Origin of the sequence: Kitasatospora sp. NPDC058184 (assembly GCF_042883725.1) — a bacterium.
Taxonomy (GTDB): domain Bacteria; phylum Actinomycetota; class Actinomycetes; order Streptomycetales; family Streptomycetaceae; genus Kitasatospora.
The window spans coordinates 363,040-383,668 of record NZ_JBHVVE010000009.1; the positions used below are offsets into that span (position 1 = coordinate 363,040).

Annotated in this window: 22 protein-coding genes; 6 read left to right on the top strand and 16 right to left on the bottom strand. The window is 75.6% G+C overall.

The window, feature by feature from the left end:
• Positions 1–139: 139 nt before the first annotated feature.
• The 8 genes from ACFVXH_RS19955 to ACFVXH_RS19990 all read right to left on the bottom strand — a co-directional run bounded on the left by ACFVXH_RS19955 (position 140) and on the right by ACFVXH_RS19990 (position 6,352).
• Entirely contained in the window at positions 140–1,072 is a 933-nt protein-coding gene (locus ACFVXH_RS19955; protein WP_387825564.1) for a S1 family peptidase, read from the bottom strand.
• 250 nt (positions 1,073–1,322) lie between these two features.
• On the bottom strand, positions 1,323–2,555 hold the full coding sequence (locus ACFVXH_RS19960) for an MFS transporter (protein ID WP_387825659.1): 1,233 nt from the start codon (positions 2,553–2,555) through the stop codon (positions 1,323–1,325).
• Positions 2,556–2,605: 50 nt separating this feature from the next.
• Positions 2,606–3,694 (bottom strand): PLP-dependent cysteine synthase family protein, encoded by a 1,089-nt coding sequence (locus tag ACFVXH_RS19965; protein WP_375875929.1) that lies wholly within the window; start codon positions 3,692–3,694, stop codon positions 2,606–2,608.
• Positions 3,695–3,757: 63 nt separating this feature from the next.
• Entirely contained in the window at positions 3,758–4,117 is a 360-nt protein-coding gene (locus tag ACFVXH_RS19970; RefSeq protein ID WP_387825567.1) for a hypothetical protein, read from the bottom strand.
• Positions 4,118–4,241: 124 nt separating this feature from the next.
• Positions 4,242–4,727, bottom strand: coding sequence for a hypothetical protein (locus ACFVXH_RS19975; protein ID WP_387825570.1), 486 nt, complete (start codon positions 4,725–4,727; stop codon positions 4,242–4,244).
• Between the two features lie 341 nt (positions 4,728–5,068).
• Positions 5,069–5,494: a GNAT family N-acetyltransferase gene (locus tag ACFVXH_RS19980; RefSeq protein WP_387825573.1), complete on the bottom strand. Its 426-nt coding sequence runs from the start codon at positions 5,492–5,494 to the stop codon at positions 5,069–5,071.
• 9 nt (positions 5,495–5,503) lie between these two features.
• Positions 5,504–5,626: a hypothetical protein gene (locus ACFVXH_RS19985; RefSeq protein WP_387825576.1), complete on the bottom strand. Its 123-nt coding sequence runs from the start codon at positions 5,624–5,626 to the stop codon at positions 5,504–5,506.
• A gap of 66 nt (positions 5,627–5,692) precedes the next feature.
• The gene (locus ACFVXH_RS19990; protein ID WP_387825579.1) at positions 5,693–6,352 is read right to left on the bottom strand and encodes a phosphoribosyltransferase; all 660 of its coding nucleotides are present in this window, start codon (positions 6,350–6,352) and stop codon (positions 5,693–5,695) included.
• A gap of 465 nt (positions 6,353–6,817) precedes the next feature.
• Here ACFVXH_RS19990 and ACFVXH_RS19995 point away from each other — a divergent pair, with 465 nt between their 5' ends.
• Complete coding sequence (locus ACFVXH_RS19995; RefSeq protein ID WP_387825582.1) at positions 6,818–7,303, top strand: ATP-binding protein; 486 nt, start codon at positions 6,818–6,820, stop codon at positions 7,301–7,303.
• Between the two features lie 142 nt (positions 7,304–7,445).
• Positions 7,446–8,363 carry a phosphotransferase gene (locus ACFVXH_RS20000; protein WP_387825585.1) on the top strand — a complete coding sequence of 306 codons (918 nt, stop codon included), beginning with the start codon at positions 7,446–7,448 and terminating at the stop codon, positions 8,361–8,363.
• A gap of 68 nt (positions 8,364–8,431) precedes the next feature.
• Here ACFVXH_RS20000 and tsaA read toward each other — a convergent pair whose 3' ends face one another.
• Entirely contained in the window at positions 8,432–8,878 is a 447-nt protein-coding gene (gene tsaA / locus ACFVXH_RS20005) for a tRNA (N6-threonylcarbamoyladenosine(37)-N6)-methyltransferase TrmO (RefSeq protein ID WP_380779718.1), read from the bottom strand.
• A gap of 115 nt (positions 8,879–8,993) precedes the next feature.
• Between tsaA and ACFVXH_RS20010 the strand changes: the two genes are divergently transcribed.
• On the top strand, positions 8,994–10,148 hold the full coding sequence (locus ACFVXH_RS20010; RefSeq protein ID WP_387825588.1) for a hypothetical protein: 1,155 nt from the start codon (positions 8,994–8,996) through the stop codon (positions 10,146–10,148).
• A 59-nt stretch (positions 10,149–10,207) separates the two neighbouring features.
• On the opposite strand, the gene ACFVXH_RS20015 is transcribed toward ACFVXH_RS20010, so the two are convergent.
• Positions 10,208–10,693 (bottom strand): hypothetical protein, encoded by a 486-nt coding sequence (locus tag ACFVXH_RS20015; RefSeq protein ID WP_387825591.1) that lies wholly within the window; start codon positions 10,691–10,693, stop codon positions 10,208–10,210.
• Positions 10,694–10,729: 36 nt separating this feature from the next.
• On the bottom strand, positions 10,730–11,371 hold the full coding sequence (locus tag ACFVXH_RS20020) for a DUF4937 domain-containing protein (RefSeq protein WP_387825594.1): 642 nt from the start codon (positions 11,369–11,371) through the stop codon (positions 10,730–10,732).
• Between the two features lie 176 nt (positions 11,372–11,547).
• On the opposite strand from ACFVXH_RS20020, the gene ACFVXH_RS20025 reads away from it, so the two are divergent.
• Both ACFVXH_RS20025 and ACFVXH_RS20030 read left to right on the top strand, forming a co-directional pair.
• Entirely contained in the window at positions 11,548–12,552 is a 1,005-nt protein-coding gene (locus tag ACFVXH_RS20025; RefSeq protein WP_387825597.1) for a GlxA family transcriptional regulator, read from the top strand.
• A gap of 34 nt (positions 12,553–12,586) precedes the next feature.
• Positions 12,587–13,339, top strand: a complete 753-nt coding sequence (locus ACFVXH_RS20030) for an MBL fold metallo-hydrolase (protein WP_387825600.1) — start codon at positions 12,587–12,589, stop codon at positions 13,337–13,339.
• A 56-nt stretch (positions 13,340–13,395) separates the two neighbouring features.
• On the opposite strand, the gene ACFVXH_RS20035 is transcribed toward ACFVXH_RS20030, so the two are convergent.
• From ACFVXH_RS20035 to gcvPA, 5 genes are all read right to left on the bottom strand, one after another.
• A complete protein-coding gene (locus ACFVXH_RS20035) occupies positions 13,396–14,049 on the bottom strand; it encodes a GntR family transcriptional regulator (RefSeq protein ID WP_049657573.1) in 654 nt (217 codons plus the stop codon).
• A gap of 143 nt (positions 14,050–14,192) precedes the next feature.
• Complete coding sequence (locus tag ACFVXH_RS20040) at positions 14,193–14,939, bottom strand: SDR family NAD(P)-dependent oxidoreductase (protein WP_380742288.1); 747 nt, start codon at positions 14,937–14,939, stop codon at positions 14,193–14,195.
• 25 nt (positions 14,940–14,964) lie between these two features.
• Positions 14,965–16,170: an ATP-NAD kinase family protein gene (locus ACFVXH_RS20045; RefSeq protein ID WP_387825604.1), complete on the bottom strand. Its 1,206-nt coding sequence runs from the start codon at positions 16,168–16,170 to the stop codon at positions 14,965–14,967.
• Positions 16,167–17,765, bottom strand: coding sequence for an aminomethyl-transferring glycine dehydrogenase subunit GcvPB (gcvPB, locus tag ACFVXH_RS20050; RefSeq protein ID WP_387825607.1), 1,599 nt, complete (start codon positions 17,763–17,765; stop codon positions 16,167–16,169). The genes ACFVXH_RS20045 and gcvPB overlap by 4 nt, the downstream gene beginning before the upstream one ends.
• Positions 17,762–19,135, bottom strand: coding sequence for an aminomethyl-transferring glycine dehydrogenase subunit GcvPA (gene gcvPA / locus ACFVXH_RS20055; RefSeq protein ID WP_387825610.1), 1,374 nt, complete (start codon positions 19,133–19,135; stop codon positions 17,762–17,764). The genes gcvPB and gcvPA overlap by 4 nt, the downstream gene beginning before the upstream one ends.
• Before the next feature lie 153 nt (positions 19,136–19,288).
• On the opposite strand from gcvPA, the gene ACFVXH_RS20060 reads away from it, so the two are divergent.
• Positions 19,289–20,623: an ABC transporter substrate-binding protein gene (locus ACFVXH_RS20060; RefSeq protein WP_387825613.1), complete on the top strand. Its 1,335-nt coding sequence runs from the start codon at positions 19,289–19,291 to the stop codon at positions 20,621–20,623.
• The last annotated feature ends 6 nt before the right edge of the window (positions 20,624–20,629 follow it).

A 20,629-nucleotide genomic window follows, 5' to 3' on the forward strand; every position in this document is an offset into this window, starting at 1 on the left:
GGCGGGGGGGGGGGGGTGCGTGGGGGGGTGGCGATCCTGGGTGCGTTGGTCGGGCGGCCCCCCCCCCCCCCTACTGGCCCGGGCGGGGGCCCGCCCCCCGGGGGCCCCCCCCCCCACGGCTCGGCGGGCGGGGACGGCGTCAGTACACGCTGACCTGGTACGCGGAGAGCGCCGCGTTGACGGGCTGGTAGAAGGTCGTCCCGCCCGAGGTGCAGTCGCCGCTGCCGCCCGAGGTGAGGCCGAGCGCCTTGGCCCCGTCGTACAGCGGGCCGCCCGAGTCGCCCTGCTCGGCGCAGACGTTGGTCTGGATCAGGCCGCGGACGGTGCTGCCGTCCGTGTAGCGCACGGTGGCGTTGAGCCCGGTGACGGTGCCGCCGTGGGTGCCGGTGGTCGAGCCGGTGCGCTGCACCGCCTCGCCGACGACGGCGTCCGGGGCGGAGGTGAAGCCGCCCGGGTGGCTGAGCGCGCCGTTGTCGTAGCGGACCAGCGCGTAGTCGTGGCCGGGGAAGGTCGAGCCGATGGTCGGGCCGATCAGGTTGGCGTGGTTGACGTCGGTGTACCAGTTGGCGGCGACGTTGCCGCAATGCCCGGCGGTGAGGAAGTAGTAGGTGCTGCCGCTGACCACGTTGAAGCCGAGCGAGCAGCGGTACTGGCCGCCGTAGATGGCGTCGCCGCCGGCGAGCAGCGGGGTGAACGCGCCGGGGACGCGGTGGACGGTGATGGTGGACGCGTCGGCGCCGGCGGAGCTCATCAGCTTGGCGAGCGAGACCGGGGAGACGGTGCTGTCGGCGGTCACCACGACGTGTCCGGCGGCCTCGTCGACGTACCAGGCGGTGCCGTTGACCTCGGCGCCCAGGATGGCCTCGCTGACCGCCAGGAGCTGTTCCGGCCGGGCGGTGGGGGCCGTGGGGACGGTGGGGGCGGTGGGGATGGGAGCGGCTGCGGCGCCCGGCGTGGCGACCGCGGTGGCGGTCAGCAGGCCCAGGGCCACGGCGAGCAGGCGGAAGCGGCGCGTGCGGCCGGTACGGCGGGTGGTGCCGGGTGTGGTTCCGGTGCGGGGCGTGGGGCGCATGGTCCTCACCGATCTCCTCCAGAGGGGGGCGACGGCCCTGAGGGTTGGGGCCGTGAAGCGCGGTCAGGCGATGGGCGGACCCCGGCCGGTGCTCTCCGGAAGCACGGCGGATGATCAGCTCCTGACCGGCGCTGACCGGAAGTATGAGGAAACGGACCGTTCGGTACAAGCTTTCTGATGGGGTGTCGGCGGACCCGCAGGCTCAGGAGTGAGCCCGCGGGTCCGCCGTTCGGCGGCTGCCGTGCCGCTCCTACACGGCGGGCACCGGTTCGGACCCGGCGAGCCGGCGGCCGCGGTGGAGGGCGCGCAGCGAGAGCGCGCACGCCGCCCCGAGGGCGCACAGCGCCAGCCAGGGGAGCGCGGCGAGCCCGGCCGCGCGGGCGGCGTCCAGGGCCGCGCCGGTCAGCAGGTTCCCCAGGGTGATGCCGACCCCGCAGACGGTGTTGTAGAGCCCGTAGTGGGTGGCGACCAGGCGGTCCCCGGAGAGCCGGACCACGGTGTCCATCTCGAACGGGTACGCCAGCACCGTGCCCAGGGCCAGCAGGAACGCGGCCAGCGCCGGCGGCCCGGCGGCCAGCGCCCAGCGCCCGGGGCCCGCCTCGGGAACAGGCAGGGCCGAGGCGGCGAGCAGCGGCAGGAAGGCCGCGCCCATCACGGCCACCCCCGCGACCAGGGCCGTCCCCGGCGCGATCCGGGCCCGGCACCAGGCCGTCACCCTGGTCTGGAGCAGGATCGTGCCCAGCCCGGACACCACGAACAGCAGCGCCGTCGCCACCGTCCCGCCGGTGCCGCCGCCGCCCAGCCGGCGGACCTCCAGCGGCAGCGCCAGGTACACCTGGAAGGACAGCACGTACGAGCCGGTCATCGCGCCCGCGAAGAGCAGGAACGGCCGGTTGGCCAGCACCCCGCGCCACTGCGCGAGGACACCCGTACGCTCGTGCCCCTCGTCCGGCCCGGAGCCCCGGCGGGCCGGCAGCGACCGGATCTGCACGGCGCTGAGCACCGCGAACACCCCGGCCGCGACGAGGCAGGTGGTGCGGAAGTCCACCGCCGTCAGCGCCATGCCCACCAGCGGGCCGAGCAGGACGCCCGCCTGGTAGAAGACGTTGAACAGGGCGAACGCGGCCACCCGCCGCTCCTCGCCCGCGTCCCGTGCCAGGTACGCCCGCACGGCCGGGTTGAACAGCGCCCCGGCCAGGCCGGTGGCCGCCGAGGCCGCCACCAGGGCGGGCAGCGAGGAGGAGAGGCCGAGCGCGGCGAAGCCGGCGGTGCGCAGCAGGCAGCCCGCCACGATCAGCGGCTTGTAGCCGAACCGGTCGGCCAGCGTGCCGCCGACCAGGAACATGCCCTGCTGGGTGAAGTTGCGCACCCCGAGCACCAGCCCGACCGTCCAGCCGGCCAGGCCCAGGCCGCCGGACAGGTGCGCGGCCAGGTAGGGCATCAGCATGTAGAAGCCCAGGTTGATGGTGAACTGGTTGACCATCAGCAGCCGGACGCTGCGCTCGTGGCCCCGGAACTGGGCGGTCAGCCCCCTCACGCGGCACCGCCGGGGGCGCCCGGGAGGGTCAGCGGGTCGACCACCTCGGCGCAGCGGGTCCAGCGGGTGACCTCCCGCTCGTCCGGCCGGGCGAGCTCGTCCGGGCCGTCCGCCGGCGGGTGGTCCAGCAGGTCGTGCGCGGCGCCGTACTCGTCGTCGTAGACGGTGCCGAGGTAGCGCTGCGGCCCGTCCGGGAAGATCGCGGCGATCCGGGTGCCGGCGGGCCGGGTGCGGGCCAGCCAGCCGGCCACCAGGGCGACCGCGCCGACGCTCCAGCCGCCGGTGGCGTAGTGCGAGGCGGCCAGTCGGCGGCAGGTCCAGACGGCCTCGGCCGGGGCGACCCAGTGGACCTCGTCGAAGGCCTGGTAGGCGACGTTGCGCGGGTAGATGCTGGAGCCGAGGCCGCGCATCAGCCGGGTCCGGGCGGGCTGCCCGAAGATCGTGGAGCCGACGGTGTCCACCCCGACCACCCGCAGCCCCGGGTAGAGCTGGCGCAGGACGCGCGAGGTGCCGGCCGAGTGCCCGCCGGTGCCGACGCTGCACACCAGCACGTCCAGGTGGCCCAGTTGGGCGGCGAGCTCCAGCGCCAGCGGGGTGTAGGCGGTGGTGTTGTCGGGGTTGTTGTACTGGTCGGGGCACCACGATCCCGGGTGGCGGGCCAGCAGTTCGGCCACCCGGTCGCGCCGGGCCTGCTGCCAGCCGCCCCGCGGGTGCGCACTGGCGACCGCCTCCACCTCGGCGCCGTACGCGGTGAGCAGCCTGGTCATGGTCGGCTCCAGCCCCGGGTCGGTGACCAGCGTGACCGGGTGCCGGTACACCATGCCGGCCAGCGCGAGCCCCAGTCCCAGCGTGCCGCTGGTGGACTCCACGATCCGGCCGCCCGGGCGCAACTCGCCCCGGGCCCGGGCCCGTTGGACCATGTGCAGGGCCGGGCGGTCCTTGATGCCACCGGGGTTGAAGCCCTCCAGCTTGGCCCAGAAGCCGCGGCCCGCCGGGGCGAGCGGCTCGCCGATCCGCAGGACCGGGGTGTTGCCGACCAGGCCGCTGAGGGCCGCGTGGTCGTCCGTGCGATGGGTGAGGGACATCATGTCTCGTCTCCTGTCGGGAGGTTGGCGGAAGGTACGGCAGCTCGGACGGACGCCGAGCCGCTATATCCGCCACCGACCGGTGACCAGCAACGGGCCTCTCGGCCCGGACGTACGGGCGGCGCGCCCGGCGGCGGCCGTCGGGCGGAGCGCGGCAGGCTCCGCCCGGTCCCCGCCGGGGGCGGTGGCAGGGGACGGAGCGGGCAGCGCCGTCGACCGGACGGACCGCTGCGCGGGCGCGGCGGCTTCCCCGGTCGCGCAGTGCCGCTCCAGGGAGTCGGCGGGGAAGTCGCCCGGCTCGGCCGGGGCGGTGGCCGCGGCGGGGGAGCGGAGCGGATGGGGGTCGAGGTGCTGCTGCGGGCAGCCGACGGGCAGCAGGGAGAACAGGCCGAGCAGCAGCGCGGCCAGGAGCCTGATGGGCATGACGGGACTCCGCGCGGCCGCGCGGGGGCGGCAGCGGATCGCGGGGGCGGAGGGGGTGGACGCGGGCGACGGGCGCCGAGCCGCACCGAGTGGCGGGCGTGGCGGGGCGCGGCCCGGGGCCGGTCTAGACCCTCAGCCGGGCGATCCGGTGCGGGGGTTCGAGTGTTCCGGGAGCGGTGCTCCCGGCTCCGGCGTCTCCGGTGCCTCCGGCCGTCGGGCCCGTCGGGTCGGGCGCCGGTGCGGCGTCCCCGAGGGTGGGCTGGGCGGCGACGGCCGACCAGGCGGCCTCGGCGTCGGGGCCGTCCTCGGGCTTCCCGGACAGGCACTCGCCGCCGGGGTGGTCGGCGTCCTCGCCGTGCTCCTGCTGGTGGGCGGGCCGCGTGGGCTGCGGAGCCTTCGGGGTGTTCGGAGCCTGGGGGCTGTCGCCCGCCGCCGTGGCGTGGGCGGACCAGACGATCCGGATCGGATCGGTGTGCCCGGCGCCGGTCTCCGCGCTGAACCCGTGGGACGCGAACACGGCCATCAGCAGGGCGCCCAGCCAGAACAGCCGCGCCGCCACCCCTCGGGGGTGGGCGCGTCGTGTACGCAACGGCGACCGGGCGGTGACCATGCCGTGATCCTAGCCCGACTTCCTGCTTCGCCATAGCGCGCCTCGGTTGGTGTGATGAATCATCAACTGGCCTTGCTAGGAGCACGATCGGAAGAAAGTGTTATCGGCGAGGGCGGGGAGGGTCTCCTGGGCACGGGAGCGAACGCGCGATGCCGTGGGTGAGGTCCACGGCGGGAACGCGGAGTGCGAGATGGGGCGCTCCGCGCGGAGCCAGAGGTCTCCGACCGCGTCCGCTCCCGACGCGCCGCCGGACCGTCCCGTCCGGCCGCGCACCCGGCGGTCCGCACGCTCCCCCCCTGGCTGCGGACCGCCGGGGTCACCGGACCGCCGGGGCCACCGGGTTATTGAGCCGAGGCCCGTTCCTTGGTCAGCCGCCAGACCAGTTCCTCCCCGGTCTCCGCCGGGGCGAGCACCTCGGCGGGACGGCGCAGGTGCTCGGTGAAGCCGAGGCGGGCCGGGACGGCGCCGCTGGCCCGGTTGGCCGGGTCGTGGACGATCTCGACGGCCTCCACCCCGGGGAGGCGGAAGGCCTCGTCGGCCAGGGCCCGCGCCGTCCGGGTGGCCAGCCCGCGCCCGGTGGCGGCGGGGTGCAGCCAGTAGCCGATCTCGCGGACCTCGTCCGGGGTGTCCTCGCGCCGGAACAGCCCGCAGGCACCGACGATCGCGCCGTCGAGCACGATCGCGTACGTGAAGTCCCGCCCGTTCGCCCAGAGTTCCGCGCGGCCGGCGAGGAACTCGGCGGTCTTGGCGCGGCTGTGCTCGCCCACCCAGGGCATTCAGGGCCGCAGGTGCTCCAGCGACTCCTCGATGACGGCGAAGAACTCGGGCAGGTCCGCCTCGCCGTCGAAGCGGCGCAGGGTGGCCCCGTCCAGGGCGATGACGTGCTGGGGATGGGTCATGGCAGGAGGATGGTCCGTGCACGCCTCGCCGGGCAAACGGGTTTTCCGGCCGGGGTCGTCCGATCGTCAGTCCGGGCCGTCCGTCGGGGTGCGCCGCTGCAGCAGGACGGCCGCCTCGCGGTCGGTGACCTCGTGGAACTCGCCGTACCAGGGCCCGGCGGCGTGCGCGTAGCGGGGCAGGTGCAGGCAGACCACCGCGTCCACGTCCCGGCGCAGGTCGGCCGCGATCCGGGCGTCGCCGACCGGCGCCGCGAGGATCAGCCGCTCCGGGTGGTCGGCGGCCAGGGCGTGGAGGGCCGCCCGGGCGGTGAGCGCGTCGGTCAGCCCGTCGGAGACCAGGACGGCGGTGCGCCCGCTCAGCGGGAGCCGGGCCCGGCCAGGGCGGTAGAGCGCCTCGCGGCGGTGGACCTCGACCCGCTCCCGTTTGACGCTCGCGTCCAGTTCGGCCGAGGTGATCCCGAGGCTCTCCAGGGCGTACCGGTCGAGCAGCGGCGGGTCGCCGTCGGCGATCGCGCCGACCGGGCGGTCGTGGCCGGGCACGGTCAGCGGCCGGACCACCGTGGCGTCGAGCGGGGCGCCCAGCGACTCGGCGACCTCGGCTGCCACCGGCAGCCCGCCGGGGGCCAGGCCGAGGACCACCAGCCCGGCACCGGCCCGCCCGCCCAGCAGCGGGGCGAGCCTGAGGGCCAGCTGGTGGCCGGCGGTGCTGCGGTCGAGGAATCTCACGGGCCCGTCCTCGTCCTCCAGGTGTTCGAGCGGCTCGGTCGGGACCGGGGCGGTGCGGACGGGCGAGCGGCCCGCGGGCGCCGTCCGTTCCGCCCCGTCACCGGGGCGGCTGCCCCGTTGTGGCGGGCTCTAACGTCCGGGCGCGATCCGGGGGTGGTACGGAACGGACGGCGCGTGTGCACCGGCGGGGAACGGGCAGGCGCGGGGCATGGACGGCCGACGGACGGTGCTCCCGCTCGCACCAGCGGTGAGGTCCGCCTGGCACCGTGCACCCGGTGACGGCCCCGTGCCGTCCCCGCCGGACCACGAGCCGGACGCCTGGCCGGGCGCCCGGCCGGAGGCGCGACCGGGCGCTCGGACGGCCCGGCCACGGCTGCTCGCGAGAACCGGGGCCGACCGCGTGCCACGGCTCCACCCCGGCCACCAGCGCACCGTCCGAACCGAACCGAGGTGAGGAGGCAGGCCGTGGACCGCCCCGGGAACGGTGGGCCGCCAGGCCGGGAGCAGGTCAGGCGACTGGCGCTCGAAGGCGGCCCCGGTACGGTGCGGCGCAGCCGCGAGTTCAGCCGACGGGCACTGGTGTCCTGGCAGTGGCTGCCGGCCGTCGACGAGGACCGGCGGGCCGCCGCCGAGGACGTCCTGCTGATGGTCGCCGAGCTGGTCGCCAACGCCTGTCTGTACGCCCCCGGCGGCCCGAGCGAGCTGCGGCTCCACTGGGACGGTGCCCGGCTGCGGGTGGAGGTCGCGGACGCCAGCCCCGTCCCGCCGCGGCTGCGCCCGTCCGCCGGTACGGGCCGCCCGGGCGGGCACGGACTGCGGGTGGTGGACCGGCTCTCCGCCGCCTGGGGCTCCCGGCCCGAGGCCGGCGGGAAGCTGGTCTGGCTGGAGGTGTCGCGCCCGCCGGCCCTGACGGCGGCCGGTGCGGACGGGGCGCCGGAACGGCCGGGCTGATCGCCGCACGTCCTCGCCCTCGTCCGGGGGTGCGTCCGGCGCTCCGCAGCCGGCGCACGGCACCCGTCGAACTCTGGGGCCCGGCGCGCCCTTTCCCGTTCCCGTGGCACCGCCCCCCGCTGCCCGACTACCGTTGCCCGGCATGACCGACACCGGGACCGACATCACCGCTGAGCTGGTCCGCGCGCTGCTGCGCGACCAGCACCCCGACCTGGCCGACCGCCCCGTGACGCTCGGCGCGCGCGGTTGGGACAACCAGCTGTGGCGGCTCGGCGACGACCTCGCCGTCCGGCTGCCCTGGGCGACGACGTCGGCGGACGAGCTGCTGCGCAAGGAACACGCCTGGCTGCCCGCCCTCGCCCCGCACCTGCCGCTGCCCGTCCCCGTCCCACAGCGCTTCGGCGAGCCCTCCGAGCGGTTCCCGCGGCCGTGGATCGTCACCACCTGGGTGCCGGGCGAGCCCGCCGACCGCGCGCCCGCCACCCGCGCCGCGCGGGCCGCCGACACCCTGGCCGCCTTCCTGACCGCCCTTCACCGCCCCGCCCCCGCCGGTGCGCCCGCCGGTCGCGGCCGCGGCGGACCGCTGGCCGACCACGCCGAGGGCTTCGCCAGGCAGCTCGCCTCGGCCGTCGAACTGGGGCTGCTCCCCGGCCCGGAGGCCGTCCGCGCGGTCTGGGAGGACGCCGTCACCGCGCCGGAGTGGACGGGCCCGGACCTGTGGCTCCACGGCGACCTGCACCCGGCCAACGTGCTCACCGCCGACGGCACCTTCTGCGGTGTGATCGACTTCGGCGACCTCTTCGCCGGTGACCCGGCCGGTGACCTCGCCGCCGCCTGGATCCTGCTGCCGGACGGCGCCGCCGACCGCTTCCACGCGGCCTACCGGCCCGCCCCGGACCCCGCCACCCTGCGCCGAGCCCGCGGCTGGGCGGTGCTGCGCGCCCTCTCCTGCCTGCGCATCGGCCACGCCGGCGACCACGGCCGCCCCGGCGGCAAGCCCACCTGGGGCCCACCCGCCCGGGCCGCCCTGGCCCGCCTCGTCGCCACGGCGGGCCGCTGACGGCGCGCTGCCACCGTCATGCGCTGCCCGGGCCGGCGACGGCGCCCCCCGCCGCCCCCGCCGACCCGCTACCGTTCGGCGAGCCCGGGCAGCACCGGCTTCACGTCCAGCACCGGGGTGCCGTCGATCGCCTCCAGTCCGCTGACCCGAAGCCGCGGGCCGTCCACGGCCAGGACGGTGACCCGGTGCAGCCCGATCGGGTTCGGCCGGTCCGGCGAGCGGGTCGCGAACACCCCGGTCTCCGGCCGGGAGCGGTCCCCGCGCGGACGCACCGCCAAGACCTCCCGGTCCGCCCGGTGCAGCCAGGTCAGCAACAGCACCTCCTGCCCGGCCACCAGGTCCCGCAGCCCCCGCTCCACCTCGGCCTCGAAGGCCACCCACGCCTCCGGCGCGCCCTCGTCCCCCTGCCTCGGCGCCCCCGCCCGCTCCAGCAAGGGCGACTCCACCCACCCGATCGCCCGCACCTCGAACCCGCGCTCCCGCTGGTTCCGCTCCCGCAAACCCCTGTCCGTCATTGCGCCCTCCGTGCACCCTCGGCTCCGTCCGGCAGCACGGTAGCGGGCCCGGGTGTCGGTGCCCCGGTGCAGACTGGAAGTTCCCTCTCGTGGTTGATGGCAGAGATGAGACGCCATGAACGAGTACGACGGTGAACTCCCTACGCGCAACCTGGTCTTCAACACCGACCTCGACCGCCTCCTCGACCTCGACCGAGACGACCTCGGTGTCCCCGAACAGCCCGGCCTGTGGCACCGGCTGCGCGCCGACCGGCGGCCGGTGGCCCAGCGCGGGCTGCTCTGCCCCATCTGTCGGGACGCCCGCCCCGACCAGCCGGAGTGGATGTACCTGTCGTTCCGGCGCGGTCGGCGCATCGCCTCCCACCACAACCCGCACCGCCGGGCCCACACCGCTGCCCAGGACGAGCAGCGCGAGGCCTACCAGGAGCGCTATGCCCGGGCCGCCGAGAGCGACGGGCACGCCGTCGAGATCGGGGCCGGGACGGCCGACGGGCGGCGGCCCGCCGTCCTGGTCACCGGCGCGGACGGCCGCCGGTTCGGGTTCGAGCCCCAACTCTCGTACGTCAGCGCGCAGTCCGTCCGGCGTCGGAACCGGCTGGCGCGGGAGGACGGCATCACCGCGGTCTGGCACACCGTCGACCCGAACGCGCCGCTCATCGACCAGGTCCACTGGGTGCGCACCGACAACCTGCCGGCCCGGGCCATCCGCGAGGACCGCGACCTGCTGCTGCGCGGCGGGGTGCGGACCCTCCAACTGCTGAAGTGCGACCGCGTCAGCCCGCGGCCCTGCCAGGTGCGCGGCGGCGGCGGCCGCTGCGGGCGGTGGCACCCGAGGTGGGCGGTGCTGGTCCCGCGGATCGACGACTTCGTGCGCCGGGTCGCCGGCGGCGTGTATGTGCCGATCACCCAACGGACCCGGAACGGCGGCCCGCTGCGCTTCTGGGCGCCCGAGGCGGACCGGCGCCGCTTCCTCGCCAACGGCGGGGTGCTGGCGGACCGGACGGACCGGCCGGTGGTCCCGCGTCAGCGCGGAGCCGACCACCCGCGGGTGCCGGAGCGGCGCCGCGCTCCGCACCGCCCGCCGCATCGGCTGCTGCTGCCCGGGGACCCGTACGACCCGGTGGGCGAGCCGCTCACCTCCGATCGGGTGATCCCGCCGGTGCGGCGGGAGATCTGCTCGGCGGGCCGGATCCCGTGCGGAGCGCCGGGAGCCCGGCTGTATCCGGGCGGCTGGTACTGCGACGCCCACCGGCCGGGGGCACCAGGGTGACGGCGCGGCGCGGCCCCGCGCGGTCGGCGCCCGGTCCGGCGGCGACGGCGCGAGGGGTCTCACCGCGGCAGGCAGGACTCCTCGCCGATCGCGACCAGGAGTTCGAGCGGGAACTCCCGGTCGGCCTGCCCGATGATCAGGCCCACCCAGCGCCCGGTGGACGGCACCCGCCACACCGGCAGGTGGAAGACGAGGGAGGCCAGGGAGACCAGCGGCTCGGGCCCGTCGGTGTCGGCGAAGTCCGGCTGGTCGTACCCGAGGTGGGACCAGAGGTCGATCGTGTCCGGGGCGCCCCAGCGGTCGGCCAGGACGGCGGTCAGGGCGGTGAGGTCGGCTTCGAGTTCCTCCTCGGCCTCGGTGACGGTCTCGGGGCCCGGGGCGTCCCAGAAGTCGCGGCTCGCCCGGAGCACGGCGAGCTGGTGCCCGGGGCCGCCCCAGCCGTGCTCGGTCCTCGTGTCCGCGCGCTCGGGGAACGGGGCGGCGAGCAGGGAGTCGAGGACCGACAGCTGGTCGTCGACGGAGCCTACGGAGTGCGGCAGTGACATGGCCCGGAGTGTAGGGCCGGCCCCTGACAGGCCCCGTCACGGCGACCGGACGGGGAGGACCAGCCAGGACGGTTCGAGCGGGAGCAGGTGCCCGGTGAGGGTGTGGACGTCGGTGGGGACGGCGGCGCGGGGGAGCAGGGCGGGGAGGTGGTCGGTGGTGTAGGCGTGGTGGGCGGCGGGGGTGGTCCAGAGGGTGGTGACGAGGTAGCGGTCGGGCGCGAGGCGGGTGACGGCGCCGCCGAGCATGCCGTCGGCGGCGGCCATGCCCGGGGCCCAGAGGCGGTGTTGGACGTCGAGGAAGTGGTCGGCGCGCCCCGGGTGGAGGCGGCAGTCGGCGGCCCGCAGGACGGTGGCGCGGGTGAGGGCGTCGGGGAGGGACGGGGAGGAGCCCGGCATGGTGAGGACGACCGGGCCGGTGGCGACCTCGATCGCGCTGTAGGCGGAGTGCTGGGCGGCGTCGGCGGCGGCCCGGTCGTGGCGTTCGCGCAGGAAGCGGGTGTAGGCGGGCTCGTCGGCCCACAGGGCGAGCAGGAGGGCGCGGTCGCCGTCCGGCGCCCAGCCGCCGGTCTGGCCGACCAGGCCCGGCTGGTCGGAGATCGCCGACCAGCGGCGCTGGCCGGCGGCGAACGCCTCGTGTGCTCCGGGCCGTACCCGGCAGTCGATCCACTTGCCCCACATGCGGGCCATCCTGCCGCCGGGAGGCGGAGGAGGGTCAATCGGGCGCTGGTCGCGGGGGCGGCACGGCCGGGGGCGTAGGCCCTCTCCTGCGGATGAAGAGCGGACCCGGGGCGATGGCCGGATCTTGCAGACTCCCGTCATTGCCGCCACGGCCGCCTCCGGGCGAGGGTGGGGGCATGGACGACGCACTCCGCCTGCCGCATCTGGTCGTGGTCCCGGTGTTCCCCGGGGTGAACGCGCTGGATGTGGCCGGGCCCGCCGAGATCTTCGCGCTGGCCGGCCGGCTGCTGCCGCCCGGGCGGCCCGGGTACGAGGTGCGGGTGTGCGCCGAGCGGAGCGGGCCGGTGGAGACCTTCTCGGGGGTGCCGCTACACGTGACCGGGACGCTGGCGCAGGCGCGGGTCCGCGCGGACACGGTGCTGGTGCCGGGTCGGGTGGACCTGGGGCCGGACGGGCCGGTGCCCCGGGTGGACCAGGCCGTGGTGGCCTGGCTGCGGGAGGCCGGGCCACGGGCCGGACGGGTCGCCTCGGTCTGCGCGGGCGCGCACGTGACGGCGGCGGCCGGGCTGCTGGACGGGCACCGCGCGACCACCCACTGGGCGACCGCCGAGCGGCTGGCCGCCGACCACCCGGCCGTCGAGGTGGACGCCGATCCGGTGTTCATCCGCTCCGGGCGGATGTGGACCAGCGCCGGCCTGAGCACCTCGATGGACCTCACCCTGGCGCTGGTCGCCGAGGACCACGGCGACGACCTCGCGCTGGAGATCGCCAGGATCATGGTGATGTACCTGCAACGCCCGGGCGGCCAGAGCCAGTTCAGCGTCCCGCTGGCCCACCGCCCGGGCGGCCGGGCGGACCTGCGGGACCTGCGCCGCTGGATCGGCGAGCACCTGGACGCCGACCTGTCGGTGCCCGCCCTCGCCGGCCGGCTCGCCATGAGCGAGCGGCACTTCGCCCGGGTGTTCCGTACGGAGACCGGTACGACGCCCGGGGCGTACGTCGAGGAGCTGCGGCTGGAGGCGGCGCGCCGGCTGATGGAGCGCACCGACCACCCGCTGCCCGGGGTCGCCCGGGCCTGCGGCTTCGGCTCCGTCGAGACCCTGCACCGGGTGTTCCGGGACCGGCTCTCCACCACGCCGGGGGACTACCGGAGCCGCTTCCGCGTCCGGGCCGAAAGCTGACTGACCATCAATTCATCACAAGGGAAAGAACACTGTGAAGATCAAGGCCACCCACATCGGCACCGCGACCGTCCTGCTGGAGGTCGGCGGGCTGCGGCTGCTCACCGACCCCGTCTTCGATCCGGCTCCGGCCGAGTACCGGCACGACCCGGTGGTTCTGCGTAGCACGGGTGCTCCGGCGATCGGCGCGCACGAGCTGCCGCCGGTGGACGCCGTGCTGCTCAGCCACGACGAGCACCCGGACAACCTGGACGCCACCGGCCGGACCCTGCTCGCCGGGCGGCCGGTGCTGACCACCGTCAGCGGGGCCGCCCGGCTCGGCGGCGGCGCGCTCGGGCTGGCGCCCTGGCAGAGCCGCACCCTGACGGTGGACGGCCGGACCCTGCGGGTGACCGGTACGCCGGGTCTGCACGGTCCGGTCGGGGACGTGACCGGCTTCGTGGTCGAGGTGCCCGGCGAGGAGGAGGCGCTCTACGTCTCGGGTGACACCGTGCACATCCCCGAACTGGACGCGGTGGGGCGGAAGTTCCGGATCGGTACGGCCTTCCTGCACCTCGGCGCGGCCCGGATCGAGGCCTTCGGCGGCGGTGCGCTGATCACCATGGACGGGGCGCAGGCCGCCACGCTCACCGCCTCGCTCGGTGCCCGCCGGGTCGTCCCCGTCCACTACACCTCGTGGGAGCACTTCACCGAGGGGCGGGCGGAGACCACCGCGCGGTTCGAGGCGGCCGGCCTGGCCGACCGGCTGCACTGGCTCGCCCCGGGCGTCCCGGAACTGCTGGGCTGACGGGCCGGCCCGGAGTGCGGCGACCGGCTCGGAACGCGGCGCCCGGGGCAGGCGGCTCAGAACGCGGCGACCGGGGGCAGCCGGTGCAGGATGCGTTCCATGCCGCCGGTCCAGTTGGCCTCCAGTGCGGCGACGGCCTGGTCGATGTCGCCGTCCAGCAGGCACTGGGCGATCCGCTCGTGCTCCTCGGCGGCGCGCTCCAGGATCTCGTGGTCGCCGACCACCACCCGCTCGTAGCGGTGCAGGGTGAGCTTCAGCGAGTCGATCATCTCGCGCAGCCGGGCGTTGGCGCAGCCGGAGAGCAGCAGGGCGTGCCAGGCGTCGTCGTGGCGCTCTATCGTGCCGTGCGGGGCCTGCGGGGCGGAGAAGGCGCGGGCCTCGGCGAGCAGCCGGGGGGCGATCTCCGCCAGGTGGGCCGGGTCGGAGGTGCGCAGGGCCAGCGACTCCAGGGCGATGACGATCGCGGTGAGGTCGAGGAACTCCTGTTTGCCGGTGGGGGCGAAGCGGAAGCCCTTGCCGCGTTCGCTGGTGATGATGCCCTCGCGCTCCAGGCTGATCAGGGCCTCGCGCAGGGGGGTTCGGCTCACGCCCAGTTCCTCGGCGAGCTGGACCTCGTTGATCGACTCGCCGGGGGTGAACCGGCCGCGGCCGAGCTGCTCCAGGAGTTCGTCCTTGACCTGCTCGCGCAGCGGACGCCGCTCGATCGCCATCGGGCTTCCCTTCTTCCTGGTCGGTAGCGTACCGGCCGGGCGACCGGCACCGGTGGCCGGGCGGCCGGCCACCAGCGGTCGGGCGCCCGGCCACCGGTGCCCGACCGCCCGGGCCGGGTCCTGGCGGGTGGTCGGTCAGGCGGTCAGGCCGTACCGGCGCCGTCCACGGCGATGACCGCGCCGCTGACGAAGGCGGCGGCGTCGCTGGCCAGGAAGGCGACGGTCTGCGCGATGTCCCGGGGCTGGCCGATCCGGCCGAGCGGGCGGTCGGCAGCGTCGGTGTAGAAGGCGTCGGGGCTCTCGCCGAGTTGGCGGGCCTCCTCGGCGAGCATGCCGGTGTCGGTGTCGCCCGGGCAGACGCAGTTGACCCGGATGTTGTCCGGGCCGTGGTCGATGGCCATCGCCCGGGTCATGTTGACCACGGCGCCCTTGGAGGCGCAGTAGGAGATGGCCCGGCCGCCGCCCTTGATGCCCCAGCCGGAGCCGGTGTTGACGATGCTGCCGCCGCCGCTCGCGGCCATCAGCGGCACCACCAGTCCGCTGAGCAGCATGATCGAGCGGACGTTGACGGCCATCACCAGGTCCCAGTCCTCGTCGCTGATCTCGGTGACGGTGGAGCGGCGGATGATGCCCGCGTTGTTGAACAGCACGTCCACGCCGCCGTGTTGCTCGACGGCGGTGCTGACGGCCCGCTCGCAGTCGGCGCGCCGGGAGACGTCGCAGCGGACGAAGGTGCCGCCGATCTCCTTGGCGGCCTGTTCGCCGCGCTCGGCGTCGAGGTCGAGGAGGACGACGGCGGCGCCGAGTTCGGCGAGCAGGGCGGCGGTGGCCCGGCCGATGCCGGAGGCGGCGCCGGTGACGATCGCGCGCTTGCCGTGCAGGTCGATCATGGGGGGCTCCTCTGTGGGTGGGAGGTCAGGCGGAGAGGCGGTACACGGCGCCGGAGCGGCGGCCGGTGATCACCCGGACGTGGCCGGAGAGGGCGTCGTCCAGGTCGGGGTCGCCGGTGTCCAGCAGCAGCGGGCGGCCCGCCAGGGCGGCGAGCTTCGCCTCGGTGGCGAGCACCAGCAGCCGTTCCCGGCCCGCGGCGCGCAGCAGTTCGGGGGTGAGCTGTTGGTTGCCGCGGCCGAGCAGGAAGCCCTGGCCGCCGATCGGGGAGAGGGCGATGCAGGGGGTGGTGGGCAGGGCGCGCAGCTGGTCGGCCCGGGCGTCGCGGATCAGGAGGCGGGCGGCGGTGGCGAGGCCGTCGGCGTGGCCGGGGCCGAGGGCGCTCGCGGGGCCGAGCCGCAGCAGGTCGACGCCGGTCAGGCTGGCGCCCGGCGCGCCGAGCGCGGTGGCCACCGCGTAGGTGGTGCTGCCGGGCCCGAGGAGCAGCAGCCCGCCGGGGCCGACGCGTTCGGCGACCTCGGCGGCGAGGCCGGCCGGTGTCCCCGGGTCGGGCCCGGAGCTGCCGGTCTTGCGCTGCTGGACCCGGGCGGGCAGCACGGGGACGGTCAGTCGGCCGTACAGCCGGGCGGAGACCCGGCCGGCCCGCAGCGCGGCCTCGTCCCGGTCCACCACCTCGGCGGCCGTCAGCCGGACGCCGCGGCCGGCCGCCCAGGCCGCCGCGACCTCGGCGGCGGCCCGGGGGTGGACGGCGAACACGGCGGAGTGCATCTTGACCCCGGCGGGGATGCCGAGCACCGGCACCCGGGGCTCGGGCCCGAGCGCGTCCAGCACGTCGCGGGCGGTGCCGTCGCCGCCGCAGAACAGCAGCAGCCCGGCGCCGGCCGCGACCAGGGCGCGCACCGCCGCCCGGGTGTCGGCGGCTGTGCTCGGTCCCCCGGTGCCCGGTGCCCCGGCGGCCCGCGGCCCGGTGCTGTGGTGGACGACCCGCGCGGGCCGGCCGGCCGCCCGCGCCGCGGCGGCGCCCATCGGGCCGTCGACGGTGATCAGCTCGACGTCCGGCGGAAGTTGACCGATCGTCAACGCGGCCCGGGCGACGGCCTGCGGACGGGCCCCGAGCGCCAAGGCCCGCCGCTGGACCTCGGCGCCGTCGCTGCCCTTGAGGCCGACCAGGCCGCCGAGGCCGGCGACCGGGTTGACCACCAGCCCGATCCGGGCGCCCGGGGCGGAGGTCACGGCCGCTCGCCCAGGACCTTGCGGCGGTAGGCGCGCCAGCTGACCGCCCAGACCGCCGGGTCGTCCAGCGGCTCGTGCCGGATCCGGTGCACGGTGGAGTTGTGCGGCGCGGTGCGGACGGTCTCCGGGTCCTCGTACGCCTCGCGGGCGACCTCGGCGAGGATCGCCGCGTACTCGTCCAGGTCGGCCCGGGAGTAGGACTCGGTGGGCTCCAGCGTCATCGGCTCCGGGACGACGTACGGGTGGTGGCTGGTCCAGTAGTGGGTGCCGAAGTCGGCGGCGCGGTAGCCGAGGTCCTCGCTGTGCAGGCCGGTGTCCTCGTTGAGCTGCTGCCAGCTGTAGCGGACCTGCTCGACCCGGGGGCGGCCCTCGGCGTACGGGACGGAGACGCCGCGGATCCGCCGCACCCGGTGCAGCAGGTAGTTGTTGTTGAGCACGGCGGTCTCGGCGGCCTCGCGCAGCCCCTCGGCGCCCAGGGCCGTGATCCAGGCGTAGGCGCGCACCAGGTTCGGCACGACGCCCAGGTAGGGGCGGATCTTGCCGACGGAGTCCGGCCGGTCGTCGTCCAGGACGTACCGCTCGCCGTCGAACTCGACGGTGGGGCGCGGCAGGTAGGGCGCGAGTTCGGCGGTGACGCCGCAGGCGCCGGCCGCCGGTCCGCCGCAGGCGTGCGGGGTGGAGAAGGTCTTGTGGAGGTTGAAGTGGCACAGGTCGAAGCCGGCCTCGCGGGCCCGGGTGATGCCGAGGATGCCGTTGGCGTTGGCCTGGTCGTAGGCGCACAGGCCGCCGGCCTCGTGGACGATCCGGACGAACTCGGCGATCCGGGGGTTGTAGATGCCGGTGTCCTCGGGGTTGGTGATGAGCAGCGCGGCGGTGCGCGGGCCGACGGCGGCGCGCAGCGCCTCGATGTCGGGGTAGCCGTCGGCGTCGGGGTGCAGGGTGATCACCCGGAAGCCGGCGGTCTTGGCGCAGGCGGCGTTGGAGGGGTGGGAGAAGGCGGTGGTGATGATCTCGTCGCGCTGCTCCAGTTCGCCGCGCGCGGCGTGGTGGGCGCGGATCACCGAGACGTTGGTCCAGATCGCCGCCGAGCCCGCGCCGGGCTGGAGGCTGACCCGGTCCATGCCGGAGACCTCCTTGAGCAACTGCTCCAGCCGGTGGACGAGTTCGAGCACGCCCTGGACGGTGGAAGGGTCCTGCGCGGGGTGCAGGGCGGCGATCCGGGGGTCGCGGACGAAGGTGTCGTTGACCTTGGGGCTGTACTTCATGGTGCAGGTGCCCTGGCCGACGTCCACGTTGAGATCGGCGCCGAGGTTCTCCTGGGAGAGCCGCAGGTAGTGCCGGAGCACCTGCTGCTGGCCGAGTTCGGGCAGGGCGGGCGGTGTGGCGCGGCGCAGCGCGGCGGGCAGCCGCTCGGCCGGGTCGCCGACGGCGGCGGTGACGGCGGCCTCGGGCAGCGGAGGCAGGACGCCGCGCTCGCCGGGGGCGCCGAGCTCGAAGACGAGCTTCTCGTCCCAGCGGGCCTGGTGGAAGCGGCGCAGGGCGGGTTTGGGGGCGATCCGCGGGTCCACCGGTTCGCTGGTCTGACGGTTCGTCACTTCGCGATCTCCTCAAGTGCGTCGGCGAGGCGGTCGATGTCGGCCCGGGTGTGCAGCTCGGTCACGCAGTAGCGGCCCTCACGGGCCGCGGCCCCGTCGGCCCCGATCGGGGTGCCGCCGTGCAGGCCGCGGGCGAGCAGCGCCTCGGCGGTCTCCGCGGCGGTGCGCTCGCCGGTGTAGCGGACGGTGAAGTCGGCGAAGTGGACGGCCCGTGGGTCCGCGAGCTCCACGCCGGGGACCTCGGCCAGCCGCTGCCGGGCGTAGGCGGTGTTGGCGAGGATCGTCGCGCCGATCTCCCGCATGCCGTGCGGGCCCATCAGCGTGAGGTAGACCCCGGCGGCGATGCCGTGCAGGGCGGCGGCGGTGCCGACCCACTCCTTGCCCTCCTCGCGCACCGCGAAGGAGGTGCGCTCGTACGCGACGTCGCCGAAGCCGTACTCGCCGGGGACGTCGGTGGGGACGAGGCCGAACAGCCGGCTCGGGTACTCGGCGACCAGGCGCTCGTCGTCCGGGCTGCCGATGAAGCCCGCGTTGCCGCCGCCGTAGCTCGGGTGGATGCCGAGCGGCTGGAGGTCGCCGCAGGTGAGGTCGGCGCCGAGCTCGGCGGGCGGGGTGAGCACGCCGAGGCTGAGCGGGTGGACGTGGGCGACGGCCAACGCGCCCGCCTGGTGGGCGAGTTCGATGTACCGCGGCAGCTCCTGGTCCACCCGGCCGTCGTGGTCGGTGAGTTGGGCGTAGACGGCGGCGGTGTCGCCCTCGGCGAGCGCGGCCCGGACGGCGGCGGGATCGGCCGGGACGAGGACGAGCTCGTGGACGCCCCGGACGTAGTCGCGGATCCGGGAGATCCGGTCCGGGTCGATCGCGCCGACCAGCACCAGCCGGCGCCGCCCGGTGGCCCGTCCGGCCATCCGCAGCGCCGTCGCGGCGGCCTGGAACCCGTCGTACGTCGGCACGTTGACGACGTCGACGGCCAGCAGCTCGGCCATCAGCGACTGGTACTCCCACAGCGCCTGGAAGCGGCCGTGGTCCTCGTACGGCTCGCCCGCGTAGGCGGTGAGGAACTCGCTGCGGTTGACGATCTCGTCCACCACGGCGGGCACGTGGTGGCGGTAGCAGCCGGCGCCGAGGAAGCTGCGGCCCGGCGGGACGGCGGTGTTGCGGGAGAGCAGCTCCTCCATGTGGGCGACCAGCCGGGCCTCGGAGCCGAGCGGCTCGGGCAGCCGCAGCGGGCGGTCCAGCCGGAGGGCGGCCGGGATGTCGGCGTAGAACTCCTCGACGTCCTGGGCGCCGACCTCCGCCAGCATCGCTTTCCTCACCTGCGGGGCGGAGTTGGGGATGTACGGGTGGGTTCGGGGGACGCGTGTGCTCATGCTGGCACCTTCCGCGATTTCAGTCACAAGCCTTGACGGGGTTGTGAATGCTGAGTTCTGTATACAGCATTCGGCATTCACCAGTCGGGAGGCAAGATGTCCGCACGAACCCGGCACAAAAAAGATCCCCAACCAGCCCGTGACCAAGGCGAATTGAGATCAGGTCCGGCACGGCGCCGGATCCTCTCCGCCGGACTCGCGGGCGGCGCGCTGCTGATGGCCGGCGCCACCGGCTGCGCGACCGGCGGCGCCGGCGGCACCAGTGCCAAGCAGCTCACCGGCAGCCCGGGCGCCGCCCTCTCCGGCAAGGTCGTCATCTGGTCCTGGGACGTCGCCGCCAAGGCCATGCAACGGCTCGGCAAGGCCTTCGAACAGGCCCACCCCGGCGCCACCGTCGACGTGGTGGACATCGGCTACGACAACGCCTACGACAAGATCTCCGTCGGGTTCGGCGCCGGCAGCGGGCTGCCCGACATCCTCACCGTCGAGGGCCACAAGCTGCCCACCTACATCGGCAACTTCCCGAACGGCCTGGTCGACCTCACCAGTCGCGCCGCAGGCCTCAAGTCCCAGTACGCGGAGGCGTCCTGGCGGACCGTCACGGATGCCAAGGGCAAGGTCTTCGCGCTGCCCTGGGACAGCGGACCGTGCGCCCTGTTCTACCGGCGCGACCTGTTCCAGCAGGCCGGCATCGACCCGGCCGGCCTCGCCACCTGGGACGACTACCTCACCGCCGGCACCGCGCTCAAGGCCGCCACCGGCAGGAAGCTGCTCATCCTGGACGCCAAACAGGACAGCTTCTTCGCCATGCTGCTCCAGCAGCAGGGCCAGCGCTGGTTCACCGACGGCAAGGTGGCCGTCGCCACCCCCGCCGCCGAACGCGCGCTCACCCTGCTCAAGCAGCTCGTCGACCGCGATCTGGTGGACTTCGAGAACGGCTGGTCCGGGCTCGTCTCCGGCACCCACGACGGCAAGGCCGCCACCACCCCCACCGCCGCCTGGTGGGACGGCACCCTCACCAGCGACATGGCCGACCTCGGCGGGAAGGTCGGCGTCGTCCCGCTGCCCGCCTTCACCCCCGGCGGCCCCCGCACCTCCAACAGCGGCGGCTCCACCCTGTGCGTCACCGCGCAGAGCCGGAACCCGGAGACGGCCTGGGCCTTCCTCTCCTTCCTGCTCGCCGACAAGGCCAACCAGGCCTCGATGATGCAGCACGAAGGCCTCTTCCCCGCCTACCTCCCCGCCCTGGACGACCCGTACTTCCAGCAGCCCGCCCCCTACTACGGCGGCCAGCCGGCCATGCAGCTGTTCGCCGGACTCACCCGCGCCATCCCCACCGTCGAGCTCACCGCCGACGACTCCAAGGCCGGCGACATCGTCACCACCGCCGTCAACCAGGTGCTGCACAACGGCGCCGACCCGGGCACCGTCCTGCGCTCCGCCGCCCGCCAGATCGCCACCGCGACCGGCCGCCAGACGGTCGGGTAGGCGGGC

What these genes read in the sequence shown, in the direction of transcription:
- ACFVXH_RS20025 (WP_387825597.1), top strand. Translation starts at nt 11,548, where the DNA reads ATGGACGACGCACTCCGCCTGCCGCATCTGGTCGTGGTCCCGGTGTTC.
- ACFVXH_RS19960 (WP_387825659.1), bottom strand. Translation starts at nt 2,555, where the DNA reads ATGGTCAACCAGTTCACCATCAACCTGGGCTTCTACATGCTGATGCCC.
- ACFVXH_RS19965 (WP_375875929.1), bottom strand. Translation starts at nt 3,694, where the DNA reads ATGTCCCTCACCCATCGCACGGACGACCACGCGGCCCTCAGCGGCCTG.
- ACFVXH_RS20020 (WP_387825594.1), bottom strand. Translation starts at nt 11,371, where the DNA reads ATGTGGGGCAAGTGGATCGACTGCCGGGTACGGCCCGGAGCACACGAG.
- ACFVXH_RS19985 (WP_387825576.1), bottom strand. Translation starts at nt 5,626, where the DNA reads ATGACCCATCCCCAGCACGTCATCGCCCTGGACGGGGCCACCCTGCGC.
- tsaA (WP_380779718.1), bottom strand. Translation starts at nt 8,878, where the DNA reads ATGACGGACAGGGGTTTGCGGGAGCGGAACCAGCGGGAGCGCGGGTTC.
- ACFVXH_RS19955 (WP_387825564.1), bottom strand. Translation starts at nt 1,072, where the DNA reads ATGCGCCCCACGCCCCGCACCGGAACCACACCCGGCACCACCCGCCGT.
- ACFVXH_RS20000 (WP_387825585.1), top strand. Translation starts at nt 7,446, where the DNA reads ATGACCGACACCGGGACCGACATCACCGCTGAGCTGGTCCGCGCGCTG.
- ACFVXH_RS19970 (WP_387825567.1), bottom strand. Translation starts at nt 4,117, where the DNA reads ATGCCCATCAGGCTCCTGGCCGCGCTGCTGCTCGGCCTGTTCTCCCTG.
- ACFVXH_RS20010 (WP_387825588.1), top strand. Translation starts at nt 8,994, where the DNA reads ATGAACGAGTACGACGGTGAACTCCCTACGCGCAACCTGGTCTTCAAC.
- ACFVXH_RS20040 (WP_380742288.1), bottom strand. Translation starts at nt 14,939, where the DNA reads ATGATCGACCTGCACGGCAAGCGCGCGATCGTCACCGGCGCCGCCTCC.
- ACFVXH_RS20015 (WP_387825591.1), bottom strand. Translation starts at nt 10,693, where the DNA reads ATGTCACTGCCGCACTCCGTAGGCTCCGTCGACGACCAGCTGTCGGTC.
- ACFVXH_RS19975 (WP_387825570.1), bottom strand. Translation starts at nt 4,727, where the DNA reads ATGGTCACCGCCCGGTCGCCGTTGCGTACACGACGCGCCCACCCCCGA.
- ACFVXH_RS20035 (WP_049657573.1), bottom strand. Translation starts at nt 14,049, where the DNA reads ATGGCGATCGAGCGGCGTCCGCTGCGCGAGCAGGTCAAGGACGAACTC.
- gcvPA (WP_387825610.1), bottom strand. Translation starts at nt 19,135, where the DNA reads ATGAGCACACGCGTCCCCCGAACCCACCCGTACATCCCCAACTCCGCC.